At 65.7% G+C, this 17345-nt stretch carries 16 protein-coding genes; 11 read left to right on the plus strand and 5 right to left on the minus strand.

Annotated elements, in window-relative coordinates:
- Positions 1-86: 86 nt before the first annotated feature.
- The 7 genes from AU193_RS10900 to AU193_RS10930 are packed head-to-tail and all read left to right on the plus strand — an operon-like array spanning position 87 to position 8144.
- A complete protein-coding gene (locus tag AU193_RS10900; protein ID WP_371259183.1) occupies positions 87-1280 on the plus strand; it encodes an MCE family protein in 1194 nt (397 codons plus the stop codon).
- Complete coding sequence (locus AU193_RS10905) at positions 1277-2302, plus strand: MCE family protein (RefSeq protein ID WP_064422397.1); 1026 nt, start codon at positions 1277-1279, stop codon at positions 2300-2302. The genes AU193_RS10900 and AU193_RS10905 overlap by 4 nt, the downstream gene beginning before the upstream one ends.
- Positions 2302-3402 carry an MCE family protein gene (locus tag AU193_RS10910; RefSeq protein WP_064422398.1) on the plus strand — a complete coding sequence of 367 codons (1101 nt, stop codon included), beginning with the start codon at positions 2302-2304 and terminating at the stop codon, positions 3400-3402. Before AU193_RS10905 ends, AU193_RS10910 begins: the two co-directional genes overlap by 1 nt.
- Positions 3399-4811: an MCE family protein gene (locus AU193_RS10915; RefSeq protein WP_064422456.1), complete on the plus strand. Its 1413-nt coding sequence runs from the start codon at positions 3399-3401 to the stop codon at positions 4809-4811. Before AU193_RS10910 ends, AU193_RS10915 begins: the two co-directional genes overlap by 4 nt.
- Positions 4808-5968, plus strand: a complete 1161-nt coding sequence (locus AU193_RS10920) for an MCE family protein (RefSeq protein ID WP_064422399.1) — start codon at positions 4808-4810, stop codon at positions 5966-5968. The genes AU193_RS10915 and AU193_RS10920 overlap by 4 nt, the downstream gene beginning before the upstream one ends.
- Positions 5968-7668 carry an MCE family protein gene (locus tag AU193_RS10925; RefSeq protein ID WP_064422457.1) on the plus strand — a complete coding sequence of 567 codons (1701 nt, stop codon included), beginning with the start codon at positions 5968-5970 and terminating at the stop codon, positions 7666-7668. Before AU193_RS10920 ends, AU193_RS10925 begins: the two co-directional genes overlap by 1 nt.
- Positions 7665-8144, plus strand: coding sequence for a hypothetical protein (locus AU193_RS10930; RefSeq protein WP_064422400.1), 480 nt, complete (start codon positions 7665-7667; stop codon positions 8142-8144). The genes AU193_RS10925 and AU193_RS10930 overlap by 4 nt, the downstream gene beginning before the upstream one ends.
- Here the strand turns inward: AU193_RS10930 and AU193_RS10935 are convergent.
- Positions 8122-9234, minus strand: a complete 1113-nt coding sequence (locus tag AU193_RS10935; RefSeq protein WP_064422401.1) for a hypothetical protein — start codon at positions 9232-9234, stop codon at positions 8122-8124. The two genes, AU193_RS10930 and AU193_RS10935, sit on opposite strands and share 23 nt — an antisense overlap.
- Positions 9235-9371: 137 nt before the next feature.
- On the opposite strand from AU193_RS10935, the gene AU193_RS10940 reads away from it, so the two are divergent.
- The 4 genes from AU193_RS10940 to AU193_RS10955 are packed head-to-tail and all read left to right on the plus strand — an operon-like array spanning position 9372 to position 13619.
- On the plus strand, positions 9372-10340 hold the full coding sequence (locus tag AU193_RS10940) for an LLM class flavin-dependent oxidoreductase (RefSeq protein WP_064422458.1): 969 nt from the start codon (positions 9372-9374) through the stop codon (positions 10338-10340).
- A 16-nt stretch (positions 10341-10356) separates the two neighbouring features.
- Positions 10357-11430 carry a dihydrodipicolinate reductase gene (locus tag AU193_RS10945; protein ID WP_064422402.1) on the plus strand — a complete coding sequence of 358 codons (1074 nt, stop codon included), beginning with the start codon at positions 10357-10359 and terminating at the stop codon, positions 11428-11430.
- Between the two features lie 6 nt (positions 11431-11436).
- Positions 11437-12426, plus strand: coding sequence for an LLM class flavin-dependent oxidoreductase (locus tag AU193_RS10950; protein ID WP_064422403.1), 990 nt, complete (start codon positions 11437-11439; stop codon positions 12424-12426).
- The gene (locus AU193_RS10955) at positions 12423-13619 is read left to right on the plus strand and encodes a cytochrome P450 (protein WP_064422404.1); all 1197 of its coding nucleotides are present in this window, start codon (positions 12423-12425) and stop codon (positions 13617-13619) included. Before AU193_RS10950 ends, AU193_RS10955 begins: the two co-directional genes overlap by 4 nt.
- Positions 13620-13702: 83 nt before the next feature.
- Here the strand turns inward: AU193_RS10955 and AU193_RS10960 are convergent, their stop codons facing one another.
- The 4 genes from AU193_RS10960 to AU193_RS10975 form a co-directional block, all read right to left on the minus strand.
- A complete protein-coding gene (locus AU193_RS10960; protein WP_064422405.1) occupies positions 13703-15004 on the minus strand; it encodes a TetR/AcrR family transcriptional regulator in 1302 nt (433 codons plus the stop codon).
- A 131-nt stretch (positions 15005-15135) separates the two neighbouring features.
- Positions 15136-15669 (minus strand): nuclear transport factor 2 family protein, encoded by a 534-nt coding sequence (locus tag AU193_RS10965; RefSeq protein ID WP_064422406.1) that lies wholly within the window; start codon positions 15667-15669, stop codon positions 15136-15138.
- Complete coding sequence (locus AU193_RS10970) at positions 15666-16313, minus strand: nitroreductase family protein (RefSeq protein WP_064422407.1); 648 nt, start codon at positions 16311-16313, stop codon at positions 15666-15668. Before AU193_RS10970 ends, AU193_RS10965 begins: the two co-directional genes overlap by 4 nt.
- A gap of 98 nt (positions 16314-16411) precedes the next feature.
- Positions 16412-17341 carry an SDR family NAD(P)-dependent oxidoreductase gene (locus tag AU193_RS10975; RefSeq protein ID WP_064422408.1) on the minus strand — a complete coding sequence of 310 codons (930 nt, stop codon included), beginning with the start codon at positions 17339-17341 and terminating at the stop codon, positions 16412-16414.
- Between the last annotated feature and the right edge of the window lie 4 nt (positions 17342-17345).

Below are 17345 nucleotides of genomic sequence, written 5' to 3' on the forward strand. Positions count from 1 at the left end.
GTGCACACCGGGGGGAAAGCGGGCTTGTCATACCGACCGAAGGGCTGCGGTGCGGGAGACCCCGGGCATGAGCACGAGGGTGGCCGGTGAAGCAGTATCTGTTGCGCCCACTCGTTGGACTGGCATCGATCGTTGCGGTGGTGGCGGTGTTCGCGTTGGCGGCGAGCCTGTTTCGGGGCGACTTCTCCGATACCGTTCCGGTGACGGTCATCTCGCAGCGTGCCGGTCTGGTGATGAATCCGGATGCGAAGGTCCAGATACGCGGCGTTCAGGTCGGACGAGTCGCCACGATCGAAGAACTTCCCAGCGGTGAGGCGGCACTGCATCTGGCGATGGATCCCTCGAGGCTCGATGCGATTCCGGCCAACGCACTCGTCGACATCGCATCGCCAACGGTGTTCGGCGCCAAGCAAGTCCAGTTCGTCTTCCCCGACGATCCTTCACCGCAATCGCTGCGTGCGGGTCAGGTGATCGAGGCCCAGCACGTGATGGTCGAGGTGAACACCGTCTTCGAGCAGCTGACCGCGGTGCTGTCCACGATCGAGCCGGCGAAACTGAATTCCACGCTCGGGGCGATCGCGCAGGCTGTGTCCGGGCGTGGGCAGAAGTTCGGCCAGATGCTCTCCGACCTGGACTCCTACCTCGCGACCCTCGAACCCACCCTGCCTGCGTTGAATCGCGATCTGGATCTCGCTCCACAGGTGCTGCGCGCATACGCCGATGTGACAGGGGATTTCGTGACGATTGCCGACAACGCGTCGCATATCAGCGAGACCTTGGTAGATGAGCAGGACGATCTCGATGCCGCGCTGGTCAGCGTGACGGGACTGGCCGACGTCGGTAACGAGGTGATCGGTCAGAACCGGCAGCCGCTGACCGAGGTTCTGCGGCTGCTGGTCCCGACCACCGCGCTGACCGACGAGTACAACCAGGCGCTGTGGTGCGCGCTGGCCGGGATGGTCGAGGCGTCTCACTTGCCACCGTTGAAATCGCCCGGTGTCGAGGTGCTGGCCGGCTTCCTGTGGGCTCAGGAGCGGTACCGCTATCCCATGGACTTGCCCAAGGCCGGCGCCGAAGGCGGGCCGCAGTGCACCGGATTGCCGAAGCTGCCTTTCGAGACCGTCGTACCGTATGTCGTGGCCGACACCGGTACCAATCCGTGGCGACGGACCTACCCCGGCGTCGTCCTCAACGCCGACATCATCAAGCAGATCATGTTCCCCGACACCGAAACCGCTGGGCCGCCCCGCAACACAGCGCAGATCGGCCAACCGGGATGAGGCGCTCCCTGCGGTCGACCCTGGTCAAGTTCGGAACCTTCGCGTTCGTGATGACCGTGCTGACCGCGTCGCTGTTCTTCATCTTCGGGCAGTATCAAACCGGAAGTACGAAGGACTACACGGCGGTCTTCGCCGATGCTTCGCGGCTGAAGACGGGACAGTCGGTGCGGGTGGCCGGAATGCGGGTCGGCACGGTCAACAGCGTCAAGCTCCGTCCGGACAAGACCGTGGTGGTCAGCTTCGACGCCGACCCGAACGTGCGCATGACCACGGGCACCCGGGCGGCAGTGCGGTACCTGAACCTGGTCGGTGACCGATACCTGGAGCTGATCGAGGGACCGGACGGAACGCCGTTGCCACCCGACTCCCAGATCCCCGTGGAGCGGACCGAGGGCGCTCTTGATCTCGATCTCCTACTGGGCGGCCTCAAACCGGTGATCAGGGGGCTCAATCCACAAGATGTGAACGCCTTGTCAGCGTCGCTGATCCAGATCTTCCAGGGGCAGGGCGGCACCTTGCGGTCCCTGTTTGACAACACTTCAGGCTTCACCACGGCGCTCGCCGAGCACAACCAGACGATCCAGGCACTGATCGACAACCTGCGCACACTGCTCGTCACGCTGAATCGGGAAGGGGACAGGTTCTCGCAAACGATAGACCGCTTGGAGAGGCTCGTCACCGAGCTTGCGGCGGAACGTGATCCGATCGGCACCGCGATCGATTCGCTGAACAACGGTACGGCTTCGGTGGCCGACCTCCTCAGCGATGCGCGCGCGCCGCTGGCAGGCACCGTCGAGCAACTATCCCGACTGGCGACCCACCTCGACTTTCAGAAGGACCGGATTGACACGAGCCTGCAGAAGGCGCCCGAGAACTACCGCAAACTGACCCGCACCGGGTCCTACGGCAGCTTCTTCAACTACTACATCTGCGAGCTCAAGTGGCGGGTGACCGACCTGCAGGGCCGTACCGCCGTCTTCCCGTGGATCAAACAGGAAACCGGGAGGTGCACCGAACCCTGATGCTGAAATACCGTGGTAGACAACTCATCCGGGCCGGGGTTTTGGGCGTGATACTGATCGTGCTGGTCATCGCCGTCGGGCTCGCCCCGGAACGGCTGATGTCATGGGCGACCGCGGTGCGGTATCAGGCACATTTCGCCGACGCCGGCGGACTGGCGGCGGGCAACGACGTGACGATCTCGGGGATCAAGGTGGGCAGCGTTTCGAGCGTCTCGCTCGAGGGGCGCAACGCGGTGGTGACGTTGGTGGTCGACGGCTCGGTCACTCTGGGCTCGGATACCACCGCGCATATCCGTACCGGGACCCTGTTGGGCGAGCGCGTCGTGACCCTGGAATCCAAAGGCGAGGGCTCATTGCATCCGATGGAGGTGATCCCGTTGTCGCGCACCGGGTCTCCGTATTCATTGACCGAGGCGGTCAGTGAGCTGACGACCAACACCGCCGGTACCGACACAGCCTCGTTGAACCGGTCATTGGACACCCTGTCGGCAACCCTGGAACAGGTGGCGCCGCAGCTGGGCCCTGCGTTCGACGGGCTGACGCGGTTGTCCCGGGCGATCAACGACCGTGACGACACCCTGGGCGATTTGCTCGCAAATGGCGCCGATGTCACCGAGATCCTCTCGGATCGCAGTGAGCAGGTGAACACGTTGATCCTCAACGCCAACGACCTGGTGGCCGTGTTGTCGGCGCGGCGCTACGCCATCGTCGAACTGCTCGCGCACACGTCGGCGTTGTCCCAGCAGCTTGCCGGACTGATCGCGGAAAACGAGCGAGAGCTTGCCCCCACGCTCGGGAAGCTCAACGGCGTCACCGAGGTCCTGGAGAACAATCGGGACAACATCGCCAAAGCCCTTCCCGGACTGGCGAAGTTCCAGATCACGCTGGGCGAGACGATCGGTAACGGACCTTACTACCAGGCCTACATCCCCAACATCTTCTTCGGCCAGATCTTCCAACCGTTCTTCGATTACGCGTTCGGGTTCCGGCGCGGCGTCAATGCCGGCCAGCCACCCGACAACGCCGGGCCGCGCGCCGAACTCCCGTTCCCCTACAACGGGATTCCCATGCCTCACGAACAGTGGGGACCGGGCCGATGAACAGTGTTGCAAAGCGTGTGCTCGCTGTTGCGTTGGTGGTGGCCCTCGTCGGCGGGATCGTCGTCCTGATCCGGCAGACCGTATTCCGGCCCACGACGATCACCGCTCATTTCACCACCGCCACCGCCATCTACCCCGGCGACGAGGTTCGCATCGCCGGCGTCAAGGTGGGCTCCATCGAGTCGATCAAACCGGTCGGCACCGAGGCGGAGATGACACTTGCCGTCGACCACGGGATCAAGGTTCCCGCCGACGCCAAGGCGGTGATCGTGGCGCAGAACCTCGTCTCGGCCCGGTATGTCCAACTCACGCCCGCATATGAGTCCGGCCCCGCGATGACCGACGGGGCGGTCATCCCGTTGGAACGCACGGCCGTCCCGGTCGAGTGGAACGAAGTCAAAGAACAGTTGACGCGCCTGGCGACCGAATTGGGTCCGGCAGAAGGAATGTCGACGGGATCGGTCGGCCGGTTCATCGACAGTGCGGCCAACGCCCTCGACGGTAACGGCGACAAACTGCGTCAGACCCTTGCGCAACTGTCCGGCGTCGGTCGCATACTCGCCGACGGTAGCGGCAACATCGTCGACACCATTGCTCACCTGCAGCAGTTCGTTACCGCGCTGCGGGACAGCAACGAACAGATCGTGCAATTCCAGGACAGGTTTGCGACGTTGACCAGTGTGGTCGACGACAGCCGATCCGACCTCGACGGCGCGCTGAAGAACCTGTCCGACGTGGTCGACGACACCACCCGATTCATCCGCGGCACGCGCGACCCGGCAGCCGAACAGATTCAGCGACTGGCCAACGTCACCCAGAACCTCGCCGACAACCGCATGGCGCTGGAAAACGTCCTGCACATCGCGCCGCATTCGATCGCCAACGCGGTGAACATGTTCGACCCGCGCACCGGGGCGGCCAGCGGCGTGTTCGTGTTGAACAATCTGTCGAATCCGGTGTGGGCCTTCTGCGGCATGATCGGCGCGCTCGCAAATGTCACCGCACCGACGACCGGAAAGTTGTGCTCGCAGTATCTCGGGCCGGGACTGCGCACAGCGAGCATCAACAACGTGCCGTTTCCGTTCAGCCTGTTTCTGTCGTCGAATCCGCCGCCGTACATGCTGCGGTATTCCGAACCGGAACTGATGCCCGGAGCGGGCGGGCCACCTGACGACCAACCGGAATCGCCGCCCGCGGTGTCGGCCTACACCGGAGTCGGCGACGTGCCGCCGCCTCCCGGTTGGAGCGTGCCGCCCGCACCACCCGGTCCGACACCGATGACAGTCGCGCCCGCCCCATCGGGTCCGCCGACGCTGCAGGACATGCTGTTGCCGGCGGAGCGGCCCAACGCGCCGGCACCACCGGTGGCGGTGCCGCCCCCGGTCACGCACGGCGGTGCCCCCTCATGATCGGCCTGCGCACGGTGGCGGCCGGCCTGACCGTGCTAATGACGGTTGCCGGATGCTCATTCCAAGGGGTCAACTCGCTGCCCTTACCGGGCGCGGTTGGCCGTGGTCCGGATAGCCACGTCTACCACGTCGAACTCGCGAACATCGGTACCTTGGAATCGAATTCGCCGGTGATGATCGACGATGTGGTGGTCGGCAGCGTGGGAAGGATGACACTGCACGGCTGGCACATCGACCTCGAGGTGTCGGTCAAGCCTGACATCGTGGTGCCCGGCAATGCCGTCGCCACGGTGGGACAGACCAGCCTCCTGGGGTCGATGCACGTTGCGCTCGACCCACCGCCGGGCGAGGAACCACGCGGCAGGCTCAGTCCGGGCGCCACGATCGCTTTGGACAAGACCTCGACTTACCCGTCGACAGAACAGACGTTGGCATCGTTGGCGGCCGTGGTCAATGGCGGCGGTTTGGGGCAGATCGGCGATATCATCGCCAACTTCAACACCGCCCTCTCGGGGCGCCAGGCCACGGTGCGGGATCTGATCGCCCGGCTGGACACCTTCGTCGGCACTCTTTACCGGCAGCGCGACAACATCCTCGCGACGATCGATGAGCTGAACCGGTTCTCCCAGCGACTGGGCGATGAGCAGCAGGTGCTGACGCGGGCGCTGAACAAGATTCCGCCCGCACTCGACGTCCTGCTCCGCGAGCGGCCCCGCTTCACCACCGCGCTGGAGCGGCTGGGGCAGTTCAGCGATACGGTGACCGGTTTGATCAACGACACCCAAGCCGATCTCGTAACGAACTTGCGCAACCTGGAACCGACGCTGCGCGCGCTCGCCGACGTGGGACCCGAGATCGATACCGCGCTGGCCTGGCTACCGACGTTTCCGTTGACCCAGAACCTGATCGACCGCGGGGTCCGCGGGGACTACGTCAACCTATTCGTCACGGTCGATTGGACCAATCCGCGGCTCAAACGCGGTCTACTGCTCGGCACCCGACTCGGGCAGGACCGTGCGTCGCTGATCCCCGCGCCCGGTGATCCCGGGTACGACGCCTACTACACCAAATTCCCTCTGGGGGTGGGCACTTCACCGCCCTTCGGTCCGATCCCCAATGCGGCACCCGCGCCGTGGGAACCCGGGGGTGGTGGTTGATGCTGCCACGGATGGTGCGTATCCAGCTCGTGATCTTCACGATCGCATCGATCATCGGTGTGGTCGCGATGGTGTTCGCCTACATGCAGGTACCCACTCTGCTGGGCATCGGGAAGATCACCGTCACGCTGGAGTTGCCTTCCTCCGGCGGGCTCTACCGTTTCGCCAATGTCACCTACCGCGGCGTGCAGGTGGGCAGGGTGACCGAGATGGACGTGTCCCGCACGCAGGCCACCGCGACTCTGCGACTCGACACGTCACCCAAGATCCCGGCCGATCTGCGAGCCGAGGTGCGCAGCGTCTCAGCCGTCGGTGAGCAGTACGTCGAACTGCTCCCTCGTACCGACTCACCGCCGTATCTGCAAGACGGATCGGTGATCTCGAAGGGCGACGCCGCGATTCCCCAGCCGGTGAGCCCGATGCTGGATCAAATCAACATGCTCATCAAGAGCATCCCGAAGGGGCAGCTGAACGAGTTGATCGACGAATCGTACAAGGCTTTCGGTGGGGCCGGTTTCGACATGGGATCGCTGGTCGATTCGTCTGCCACGCTCTCCGAAGCCCTGAACAGCGACGCCCCCCGTTCGGCACGATTGGCTGAAGACTCTGTGCCACTGCTTGATTCGCAAGCCCGCTCGACCGACGCGCTGCGTCTGTGGACGCGAAGCCTCGCCGGTGTCACCGGTCAGCTCGTGGCCAACGACGCGCAATTCCGCACTCTGCTGGACCAGGCCCCCGCCGCCGCGTACGAGGCCGCCGGGCTGCTGGAGCAGATCAAGCCGACCCTGCCGGTGCTGTTGGCCAACATGACCACCCTCGGTCAGGTGGCAGTGACCTATCGCCCCTCGCTCGAACAGGTACTCGTGCTGTTACCACCGTTCGTGGCCAACGTGCAGTCGTCGGCTCCCCAGAACAATCCCACCGGTATCGCCCTCGGCGACTTCCGGATTCAGATGGCCGACCCCAACCCGTGCACCGTCGGATTCCTGCCGCCTTCGGAATGGCGCAGTCCGGACGATCAGACCACGATCGACACCCCGGACGGGTTGTATTGCAAGCTGCCGCAGGATTCGCCCATCGTCGTGCGGGGTGCGCGCAACGCGCCGTGCATGGGGGTGCCCGGCAAGCGGGCACCGACCGTCGAGCAGTGCTACAGCGACAAACCCTATGTACCGCTCGCGATGCGGCAACACACCCTGGGCCCGTATCCGCTCGATCCGAACCTCATCTCTCAGGGCGTACTTCCCGACGATCGGGTCAGCGCCGACGAGCATCTCTTCGCTCCGCTCGAAGGCACCCCGCTTCCGCCCGGCGCCGTGCCGCGCGGTCCGCTGCCGCCGATCCCGCCTCCGCCGCTGGCTCCCGGCGCACAGATGCCGTCGTTGCCGGCGGGCGCGATCCCGCCCCTCGTGTCGCGGGCAGAGGATCAGCAGGGTGCCACCGCGCCGGCGCCGCAGGCTGCATCCCCACCCGGACCACCGCCGCCGACGGACGGATCGCCACCCCCGCCGGGAGCGGTGCCCGCGACGCCGAGTTCCGTCACCACCGGTCCCGCGGAGGGACCGTCCGTCGCCATCGCGCACTACGATCCGCGGACCGGCCGATACGCGACACCGGACGGAAACATCGGTCACCAAACCGATCTCGTGCAAAGCCCGGAGTCCTGGCGGGAGCTGATCTACAGGGGAGGCGCGCAATGATTCGAGCGCTGACGATCGCGGCGGTGATCATCGCGGCGATCCCTTCCGCGCCTCACGCACGGGCGCAGAACGAAGTCGCGATCAACGGCGTCTTCACCGCGTTCTCCGATGGCCGGTGGGCGGAGACCAACGACTCGCGTCACGACGAGGCAAGCGTCACGCAGACCTGGACGATCACCTCGTCGTGTACAACGTTTCAGGATTGCACCGGCCGCGTGGAGAGCGACCAGGGCTGGAGCGCGGAGTTGATCTACCTGAGCGGCCGGTGGAAGGTCAGCAGGACCGTCGAGAACTGGGAGCCGTGCATCGACGGCACGGCGTACCCCGGCAAACAGACGTGGGTGTTCTGGCTCGGATATCCGCAGGACCCCAACAAGTACACCGGCTGGGACAAGACCGAGGGCCCCAGCGGCGCATGCGGATTCAACAAGGTGCTCGACATCGAGACGCCGTTCACGCTGACCCGCGTGGGTTGAATGCGTGCCGCGGGATCGTCAGTGGCAGGTCGACCGAACTGAGCAGACCCGGTTGTGCGGCAACGACGTATGGCACCGCGTTGACGACGCGCATCGCCGTGGCGACCATCGCCCCTGCACCCGAGGTCATGCTTTCGATGGCCGCGTCCTTGCGGTCACGGACGGTGGCCGCCATTGTGCACTCGATGTCGGGCTGACCGGTGATCACGACCCGATAGCCGAGCGCACCCGGTAAAGTCGGCCACTCGGGAGCCACGTCGGGCGCCAACCGGGTGACGTGTTCGATCACGATCGCCTCGTGGCCGTCGACGATGCCGATCGCCTGCATCCGCAGGGCGCCGCACGTGCCCGCTTCGACGGTGCCCATCGCCACCTCCAGCGTTCGCTCCGTCACCGCACGGTCGAACGTCTCGCGGACCTCTTGAACTTCGGCGCCCAGCGCCTCGGCGACCATCCGGATCTGGCCCTGCCATTCGCCGGCGATGGCGCCGGGGAAGGAGATCCACGGCTGGTAGTCAAGCGGCCGCCCGAACCCCAATGCGTCGCTCATGATGTCGGGGACGCCGTAATCGTCGTAGAGGCCGATCTCGTAAGCGTGGATCTTCTCGATTTGCGAGGACTGTGTGCTCAGCACCAGCGGTAGGTAGTCGGCGGCGAATCCCGGCTCGATACCCGAGGCGTACAACGAGACCTGGCCCTCCTTGGCCGCCGCGGCCAGTTGGTCGCGCCACTCGGCGGGTTCGTAGGCGTGTGGGTTGACCAGGTGGGTCGTGCTGGTCGTCACCACGTTGATTCCGGCGCTGAGCAGCTTCACATAGTCCGGGATCGCCAGCGCGTCACGCTCGGGTCCGCTGGCCGCATAGACGACACAGTCGGGCTTGAGCCCGATCAGCGCGTCCGCGTCGGTGGTGACGGCCACCCCGATCGGCTGCCCGTTGGCAAGTTCACCCGCGTCCATGCCGTCCTTCTCGGGGGAGTACACCCACACCCCGACGAGATCCAGGTCGGGGCGCTGGGATATCGCACGGATCGCGATGCACCCGATTCCGCCGGTCGACCAGACCACGACGCGGTGCTTACCTGCGGTCATCGAGCCTCCTCGAAAGAGTGCGGTGCTCGCGGCATCGAGAATGGCGCGCCAGCCTAGAATAGCAATCACTATTAAACCAGAACAAAAATTAGGTTAAAGTCGATCGTCGTGAATACTTCGGCTTTGTTGCGGTGCTGATGTTCACGCTCCGTTTCGACATGCGCGCCCCCGCTGCCGGTGCGCCCACCACCGAGCTGTATACGGCCGCTGTCCGGATGTGTGAGTGGGCCGAGACGCGCGGTGCGGTGGTCGCCGTGCTCTCCGAACATCACGGGACCGAGGACGGCCACCTGCCTGCGCCGCACCTGCTGGCTTCGGCGATCGCCGCGCGAACCACCCGCCTGGCGATCTTGCTGGCAGCCGTGCCCATCACTTTCTGGGATCCCGTGCGGCTGGCCGAGAACATCGCCGTGCTCGACATCATCAGTCGCGGCCGCGTCTCCTATGCGTTCGGCATCGGCCACCGCGCCGAGGAGTACGAGCATTTCGGCGTGGACATGCGCCGGCGCGGCGCACTGGCCGATGAGTCGCTGGCGCTGCTGCTGCGGCTGCTGACCGGGGAGCCGATCGATATCGACGGGCGCCGCGTTCAGGTGACGCCTCCTCCGTCGTCGCCTGGCGGGCCCTACCTGCTGATCGCCGGGGGAAGCAGGGCCGCCGCCCGGCGCGCCGCGCGGCACGGGCTGGGTTTCATCTCTCAGGTCGCTTCGGCCGAGTTGAAACAGTTCTACGAAATCGAGTGCCGGAACAACGGATTCGAGCCCGGCCTCATGCAGTTCCCCGTCGAGGGCGCCCCGACGACGGTCTTCGTCGCCGACGATGTGGATGCGGCGTGGCAGGAGCTGGGACCGTACCTGTTGCACGATGCGGTGACGGCCGCCTCCTACCGGCACGGCAACGATTCGGTGGCGAGCATCTCAACGGCGCGAAGTGTCTCCGAGCTGAGGGCAGCCCGCGGGCCCTACCGCATCTTCACACCCGAGGAGGCCGTCGCGGCTGTCCGAGACGGCGGACCGCTTCCGCTGCTTCCACTGTGCGGCGGTCTGCCGCCCGAGCTGGCCTGGCCTTATCTCCAACGCGCCGCACTGGCGGCCGTGCCGACCTGACCCGACGGGAGGAATCGTGAAAACACCGCTGAGGACCGTCGTCTGGTCGACAGGAGGCGTCGGATCGATCGCCATCGACGCGATCAGGGGCCGACCCGACCTCGACCTGGTGGGAGTGTGGGTGCACTCCGAGGAGAAGATCGGCAAGGATGCCGGGGAGCTCGCCGATGGAGATCGGATCGGGGTGACGGCGACCAACGACGCCGACGCGTTGATCGCGGTGCGCCCGGACTGCGTGGTGTACGCCGCAAGCGGACCGGAACGCGATGCGGGAGCGGTGCCCGATTATCTGAAGCTCCTCGAAGCCGGAATCAATGTGGTGTCGACATCGTCGACGACTCTGATCTATCCGCCCGCCTACTACTCACCCGAGTGGCGTGACCAGATGGAGCAGGCCGCGAAGAAGGGCGGCGCGTCGTTCTACGCGTCCGGCATCTTTCCCGGCTTCGGCTCCGATCAGCTTGCGTTGGTGCTCGCCACGCAGTCGAAGCGGATCCGGTGCCTGACCGTCACCGAGGTCGCGCTCAACGACCACTACCCGGTGGCCGACGTGATGATGAACGGCATGGGCTTCGGACGCCCGCTGGATTTCGAACCGCTGCTCAAGACACCGGGTTTCATCGAAATGGCCTGGCGGGCACCGATTCACCTGATCGCGGCGGGCCTCGATGTCGAGGTCGAGGAGGTCTGCGGCAGCCTCGACCGCCGCGTCACCGACAGGGACATCGAGGTGGCGTTCGGCACGATCGAGGCCGGGACGTGCGGTGCGGTGAGCACCCGGGCCGCGGGCGTGGTCAACGGTCGGGAAGCCATCGTCGTCCAGCACATCATCCGGATGGCACGCGACGTGGCGCCGGACTGGCCGTCCTCGGAGTTCGACGCCACCTATCGTGTCGACATCGACGGTGATCCCGACATTCACTGCGCGATGAACGTCGGTGCGGCCGAGGGGCACGGTGCCGGCCATGCCGCGATGACCGCCACCGCGATGCGCGTCGTCAACGCGATCCCCTACGTCGTGGCGGCTCCTGCGGGCCTGTTGAGCTCACTGGACCTGCCGAACACCCTGCCCCGGCACGCTTTCGGGTGATCAGCCGTGTTCACCATCCGCTTCGACATGCGTGCTCCAAGCTTCGGCGCGGCGACGACGGACCTGTACGCGGCGGCGATCGACATGTCGGCGTGGGCCGAGCGGCACGGATGCGTGGCGGCCGTGCTGTGCGAGCACCACGGGTCGTCGGACGGATATCTGCCTGCGCCGATGATGCTGGCTTCGGCGATCGCGGCCCGCACCGAGCGGTTGATGCTCAACGCGGTGGTGATCCTGCCGTTCTACGATCCCGTCCGGTTGGCCGAAGACATCGCCGTGCTCGACATTCTGAGCAACGGCCGAACGTCGTACGTGTTCGGGTTGGGTTACCGCCCCGAGGAGTTCGAGCATTTCGGCATCGACCCGTCACGCCGCGGTGCGCTGGCCGACGAGAACATCACCCTGCTGCGGACACTGATGAGCGGCCGGCCCACCGTTCACGACGACCGACGCATCATGGTTTCACCGTCGCCCTGCACTCCCGGCGGGCCGACGATGATGTGGGGCGGTGCGAGCCTTGCGGCGGCGCGCCGCGCCGGCCGGTACGGTCTGGGACTTCTGGCCAACGGCAGCGTGACCGGTATGCGAGAAGCGTACGAAGCCGCGTCGCGGGAGCATGGGCATGAGCCCGGCGGCGTGTTGCTGCCGTCGCCAGACACGCCGACGGTCACCTTCGTCGCCGACGACGTCGACGAGGCGTGGGACGAGATCGGCGAATACCTGCTGCACGACGCCCAGATGTATGCGCAGTGGAATCCGGACAATCACGCTTCTGCCGGCATCTCGGCGGCTCGGGACGTCGCCGAACTGCGCCACCTCTACCGTTCGCACCGGATCATCGCCACGGACGAGGCGAGCGAAATCGTCCGCGGGGGAGGTTTTCTCAACCTGGCACCGCTGTGCGGCGGTATGCCACCCGAGACGGCGTGGCCCTATCTGAAGCGGGCCGGTGACGTGGCCGCGAACCCGACAATGTCAGAAAAGAGCGACAGATGACCGATACCAACACCGTCGACCTGTATTACGACCCCTTCGATTTCGACATCGACGACGACCCGTACCCGATCTGGAAGCGGATGCGCGACGAGGCGCCGCTCTACTACAACGAGAAGTACAACTTCTATGCGTTGAGCCGCTACGACGACGTCGCGCAGGGGTTGCACGACTGGGACACCTACAGATCGGGCAAGGGCACCACGATGGACGTCATCATGAGCGGTGTCGACGTGCCGCCCGGGGTGATTCTGTTCGAGGATCCGCCGCTTCACGATATTCACCGAAGGGTGCTGTCGAAGGTCTTCACACCGCGCCGGATGGAGGCCATCGAACCCCTTGTGCGTCAGTTCTGTGTGCGCGCGCTCGACTCTCTCGACGACGATTCCCGGTTCGACGTCATCGGCGACTTCGGGGCGCTGATCCCGATGCGGACCATCGGGTACCTACTGGGCATACCCGAGCAGGGCCAGCAACAGATCCGCGACAACACCGACGCCTCGATAGGGCTCAAAGAGGGCAGCTTTCAGGCGGTGTCGGCCGCCACGTTCGAGAACGCCTATCAACTGTTCGCCGACTACATCGAATGGCGGGCCGAACATCCGTCGGACGATCTGATGACGCAATTGCTCAACGCCGAAGTCGAAGACGATGGTCAGCTCCGACCACTGTCGCGCATCGAGGTGTTGACCTACACGAGCATGATTGCCGGTGCGGGTAATGAGACGACCACCAGGCTGATCGGTTTCATTGCCCAGATGCTCGCCGAGCATCCCGATCAGCGACGCGAACTCGTCGACGATTTCTCGCTGATTCCTCGGGCCATCGAGGAGGTGCTGCGCTACCAGGCGCCGTCGCCGGTGCAGGCCCGTTATGTCGCCCGCGACACCGAGGCCTACGGGCAGACGATCGCGGAGGGCTCGGTGATGTTGTTGCTCAACGGTTCTGCCAACCGGGACGAGCGTCGCTACCCCGATGGCGAGAGTTTCGACATTCATCGCGGCGGATCACACCTGTCGTTCGGGCAGGGACTGCACTTCTGCCTCGGCTCCTCGCTGGCGAGGATGCAGGCCCGCGTCGCACTCGAGGAGATGCTGCGCCGGTGGCCCGAATGGGAGGTCGACTACGCCGACGCCGCGATGGCACACACCTCGAGCGTGCGAGGCTGGGGCAAGCTGCCGATCACCGTCGGCTGACAAGTCACCGGCGTCGCGAGCGCGTATCGTTCTCCGGTTCCACGCCCCAAATGCATACAGGGTGAGCGCTCGCGCGGACGCCCTCACTCGGAGCGGGTGGTGACTCCGCGCAGCATTGTGTCGCGGACGTGGATCTGCGACGCGCGCGGGCCGAGCTGCTGGAGAAGGTTCTCCGGAATCCACGACACCCCGATGACCACGCGGGCCAGTATCTCGTTCGACGGTCCGTCGATCGAGATCTCGCCGGCGCGAATGCCCTGGGTCAGCAGGGATTTCATCTGGCGGACGCGTTTGGTGAACAGCCACGCGATGTTTGGAGTGTCGGGAGGTGACTGTCGCATCCACGCCAGCTGGATCCGGAACTCGTCGCCGAAGTGGGCCAGGGCGTTGGTGTGGATCCAGCTCAGCGCATCCAGCTTGTCGACGGCCGACGCGTTGGACCGCAGCACGCTGGCCCATCCCACCTCGGCCACCTTCTCGCCGAACGACTGCATGATGGAGGCCAGCAGTTCCTCTTTCGACCCGATCAAGCGGTACACCGTTCCGGTGCCGAGGCCGGCCGCCGATGCGATGTCGCGAATCGTGGTGACCTCGTAGCCTTTTCGCCCGAATTCGGTGCGCGCGACCGCCCGCACGTGGGAAGCCTTGTCGTTGGTCGCGTTTCCTTCCTCCTCGATCCACGACTTCACCGCGTTGTCGGCGGCGAGGAACGCGGCGGAGCGATCGAGTTCGGCGTCGGCCGGAGGAACGGTCGCCAGACCCTCGAGCAGGATCCGGCACAGCGTGGCAGCAACCTTGTCGGCGCCTGCGCTGTGCCGGATGACGTCGAGCCCGACCTGACGCATCGCCTGGACGATGCGGTCGGCCAGGATCGGCAGGTCCACGTCGGGCCGCAGATAACCACTCCACCGTGCGGCACGCAGCGTCTGCACCATCGCTTCGAGGATCTTCGCCGGGCGCTGCTGGGCCAGCGCGGCCAGTTCCGGATTCGAGGTGGGGGCTTCGTAGAACGTCATCTGCAGTGCGGCGCTGTGGGTCACCGCGCACTGGGCGATCGCGGCGCCCAGTTCCACGATCCGATCGAACGCCGACAGCGGGGTGGGATCATCGAGCCGATCGAGGGCCTGGCCGGCGATGCGGTCGAGATCCTCGTGGTAACGCCGAAGAAGCTCGACGAGGATCGCTTCCTTGGACTCGAAGTGGTGATAGAGGCTGCCCGGCAGGATGCCCGCTGCGTCGGCGATCTCCTGAAGGGATGTCCGAAGCCCGGACGTGGCGATCAGCGACGCCGCCGTCTGCAGGATCTCGGTCCGCCGGGTGCCGTCGTCGTAGGAATGGCCTGCATGCCGGCCGAGGTCCGCCTTCGGCGTCACCCGACGCCCCACAGCACCTCCAAGACCAGGCTCCCGTCCACCTGTTTGGTCCGACCGACCCAAAGTTTGGTTAACGCTACCAGAATCCGAGCTCCGGGCAGTGTCGCCCGACGTAAAAGCAAGGGTGGCGGCCCCGTCGGCGGTCACGAGCTGGATGGGGAGCGAACGATGTTCAGCGGGCGCTCATATGAGATGTCAGTGCGATCGTGCGCCACGGTGAGGATGTCAGCGAGAAAACCCAGGGTCTGGTCGGTGATCAGCGTCGTGCCCTCGGTGTGCCACTCGACGACGCACACCCGCGCCGCGATGGCCCACCGGCCGTCGCGGCGCTCGAGCCGGTCGATGTAGCGGCCGCCGTTGACGGTCAGATGATTCGCCGGGGCGCGGTCGGTGCCGACGAACAGATAATAGGTTTCGGCGTGCGCCTGATCGCCGGTGATGTCCGCGGTGTGGTTCAACAGGTAGTGCTGGTAGCGCGTCTGCGTCTCGTGGTACGCGAACGCCCAGTCGATGAAGTCATCAACGTCGCCCACGAAACCGATGTGCTCGTCGACCGCGCCGTCGTGGTATGCCGAGCGCAACAGTTCGCGGTCGCGTCGATCCATCCCACGCGCGTACCGCTGCATACAGTCGACGATGTCCGCCCGGTCGCAGAGCTCCCGCAGTCTTTCGTTCACAGCGATGGTCCCTCCCAGTTGTCCACGGCGACCACGTCGTCGATCGGCCGGCGTTCCGCCGGACGGAACGTGACGCCGGGCCGAAGGCGACCGACCGGCAGCAGGCAGCCTTGTACGTGACCTTCCGGGATGCCGAGCAGGTCGCGGACCGCTGCCTCGTGGGTCAGATGCAATGTCGTCACACACGTTCCGTAGCCGCGCGTGTGAAGCGCGAGCGCGAAGTTCCAGACGGCGGGGAAGATCGAACCGTACAGCGTGGCCTGGTAGAAGGCCTCGTCGCCGTCGGTGCGCGGCAAATATGGTTCGTAGCAGGGGATTACGAGAAGCGGAACCCCCGCCATGTTCTCGACCAGCCACTCGGTCGAGGACATGATCTTCTTGCCGGGAGCATCGGGCGGCAGCAGGTCGGCTATCAGTTGCCCACCGACCTTCTGCAGGTAGGCGTCGCGGTACAGTCCGGCCAATCGGGCCCGCAGCCCCTCATCGGCAACGACAAGCCAACGCCAGCTCTGTTGATTGGAGCCGTTGGCGGCCTGCATCCCGATTCGCAGGCAGTCGGCAATGGCGCGTCGATCCACCGGCGCGTCGAGGTCCAGTGACCGTCGCGCCGACCGCGTAGTGGTCAGGAGCTGGTCGATGTCCATGGCGGGCTCCTTCGCTTGGCGGTCGCGCCGACCATAATCGGGAACAGATTTTTGGTCAACGGCGCCGACGGCCTGTTGTCTTCGGCGATGAGCGACAGTCAGCCGGTGAGACCGAGGCGCCGGGTCACCGCGAACACCTCGTCGTAGATCGATCCCGGAACGGTGAACGGCTCGGTGGCCGCCACCGCGTCGAGGTGGCCGGCGAGGTCCTCGGCCGTCGGATCGCTGTCCGCTGGCGCCAACCAGCCCTCACTCAGTCCGACGAACACCCTGGCGAACCGGCCCGCACAGGCAGAGAAGTTCTGATGGCTGACATCGCAGGCCCGGCTGGCCAGAAACACCACGATCGGTGCCACGAGCTCCGGGCGGATGGCCGCGAAAAAGCCGTTGTCCTCGAGTGCTTTCGGATCACTCAGCGTTTCGGTGACCATCCGGGAGAGCCCGAAGGGCAGCACGGTGTTCGCCCGGATTCCGTGCGGATCACCCTCGAGCGCAATCACATTCGTCAGACCAACGATGCCGGCCTTGGCCGCGGCGTAATGGGCCTCCAGATGCTGGCCGAACATACCCGCTGACGAGGCGATGAACACGAACCGGCCGTAGCCCTGCGCCTTCATCACCCGGAAGGCGGGCTGTGACAGGTAGAACGCGCCGTCGAGATGGACCGAAAGCATGCGCCGCCAGTCACCGGGCGTCAGCTCGTCGAACGCGATGGCGTTGAAGATGCCGGCGTTGCTGATCACCGCGTCGAGCCGGCCGAACGCCTCGACAGCAGTCCGTATGATCGCCTCACCACCGGCCGCACTGTCCACCGAGTCGTAGGACGCGACGGCCCTGCCGCCGGATGCGGTGATCTCGTCCACCACCTGGTCGGCGACCGCGCTGTCCTCGCCGTCTCCGTGCATGGTTCCGCCGACATCGTTGACGACGATCGAGGCTCCGCGCCTCGCCAACTCGCGCGCGTAGACGCGACCGAGTCCGCGGCCGGCCCCGGTCACCACGGCGACCTGGTCGGTGAAGTCGATCAACGTA

The organism is Mycobacterium sp. GA-1285, assembly GCF_001499905.1.
In the GTDB taxonomy this organism is placed as follows: Bacteria; Actinomycetota; Actinomycetes; order Mycobacteriales; family Mycobacteriaceae; genus Mycobacterium.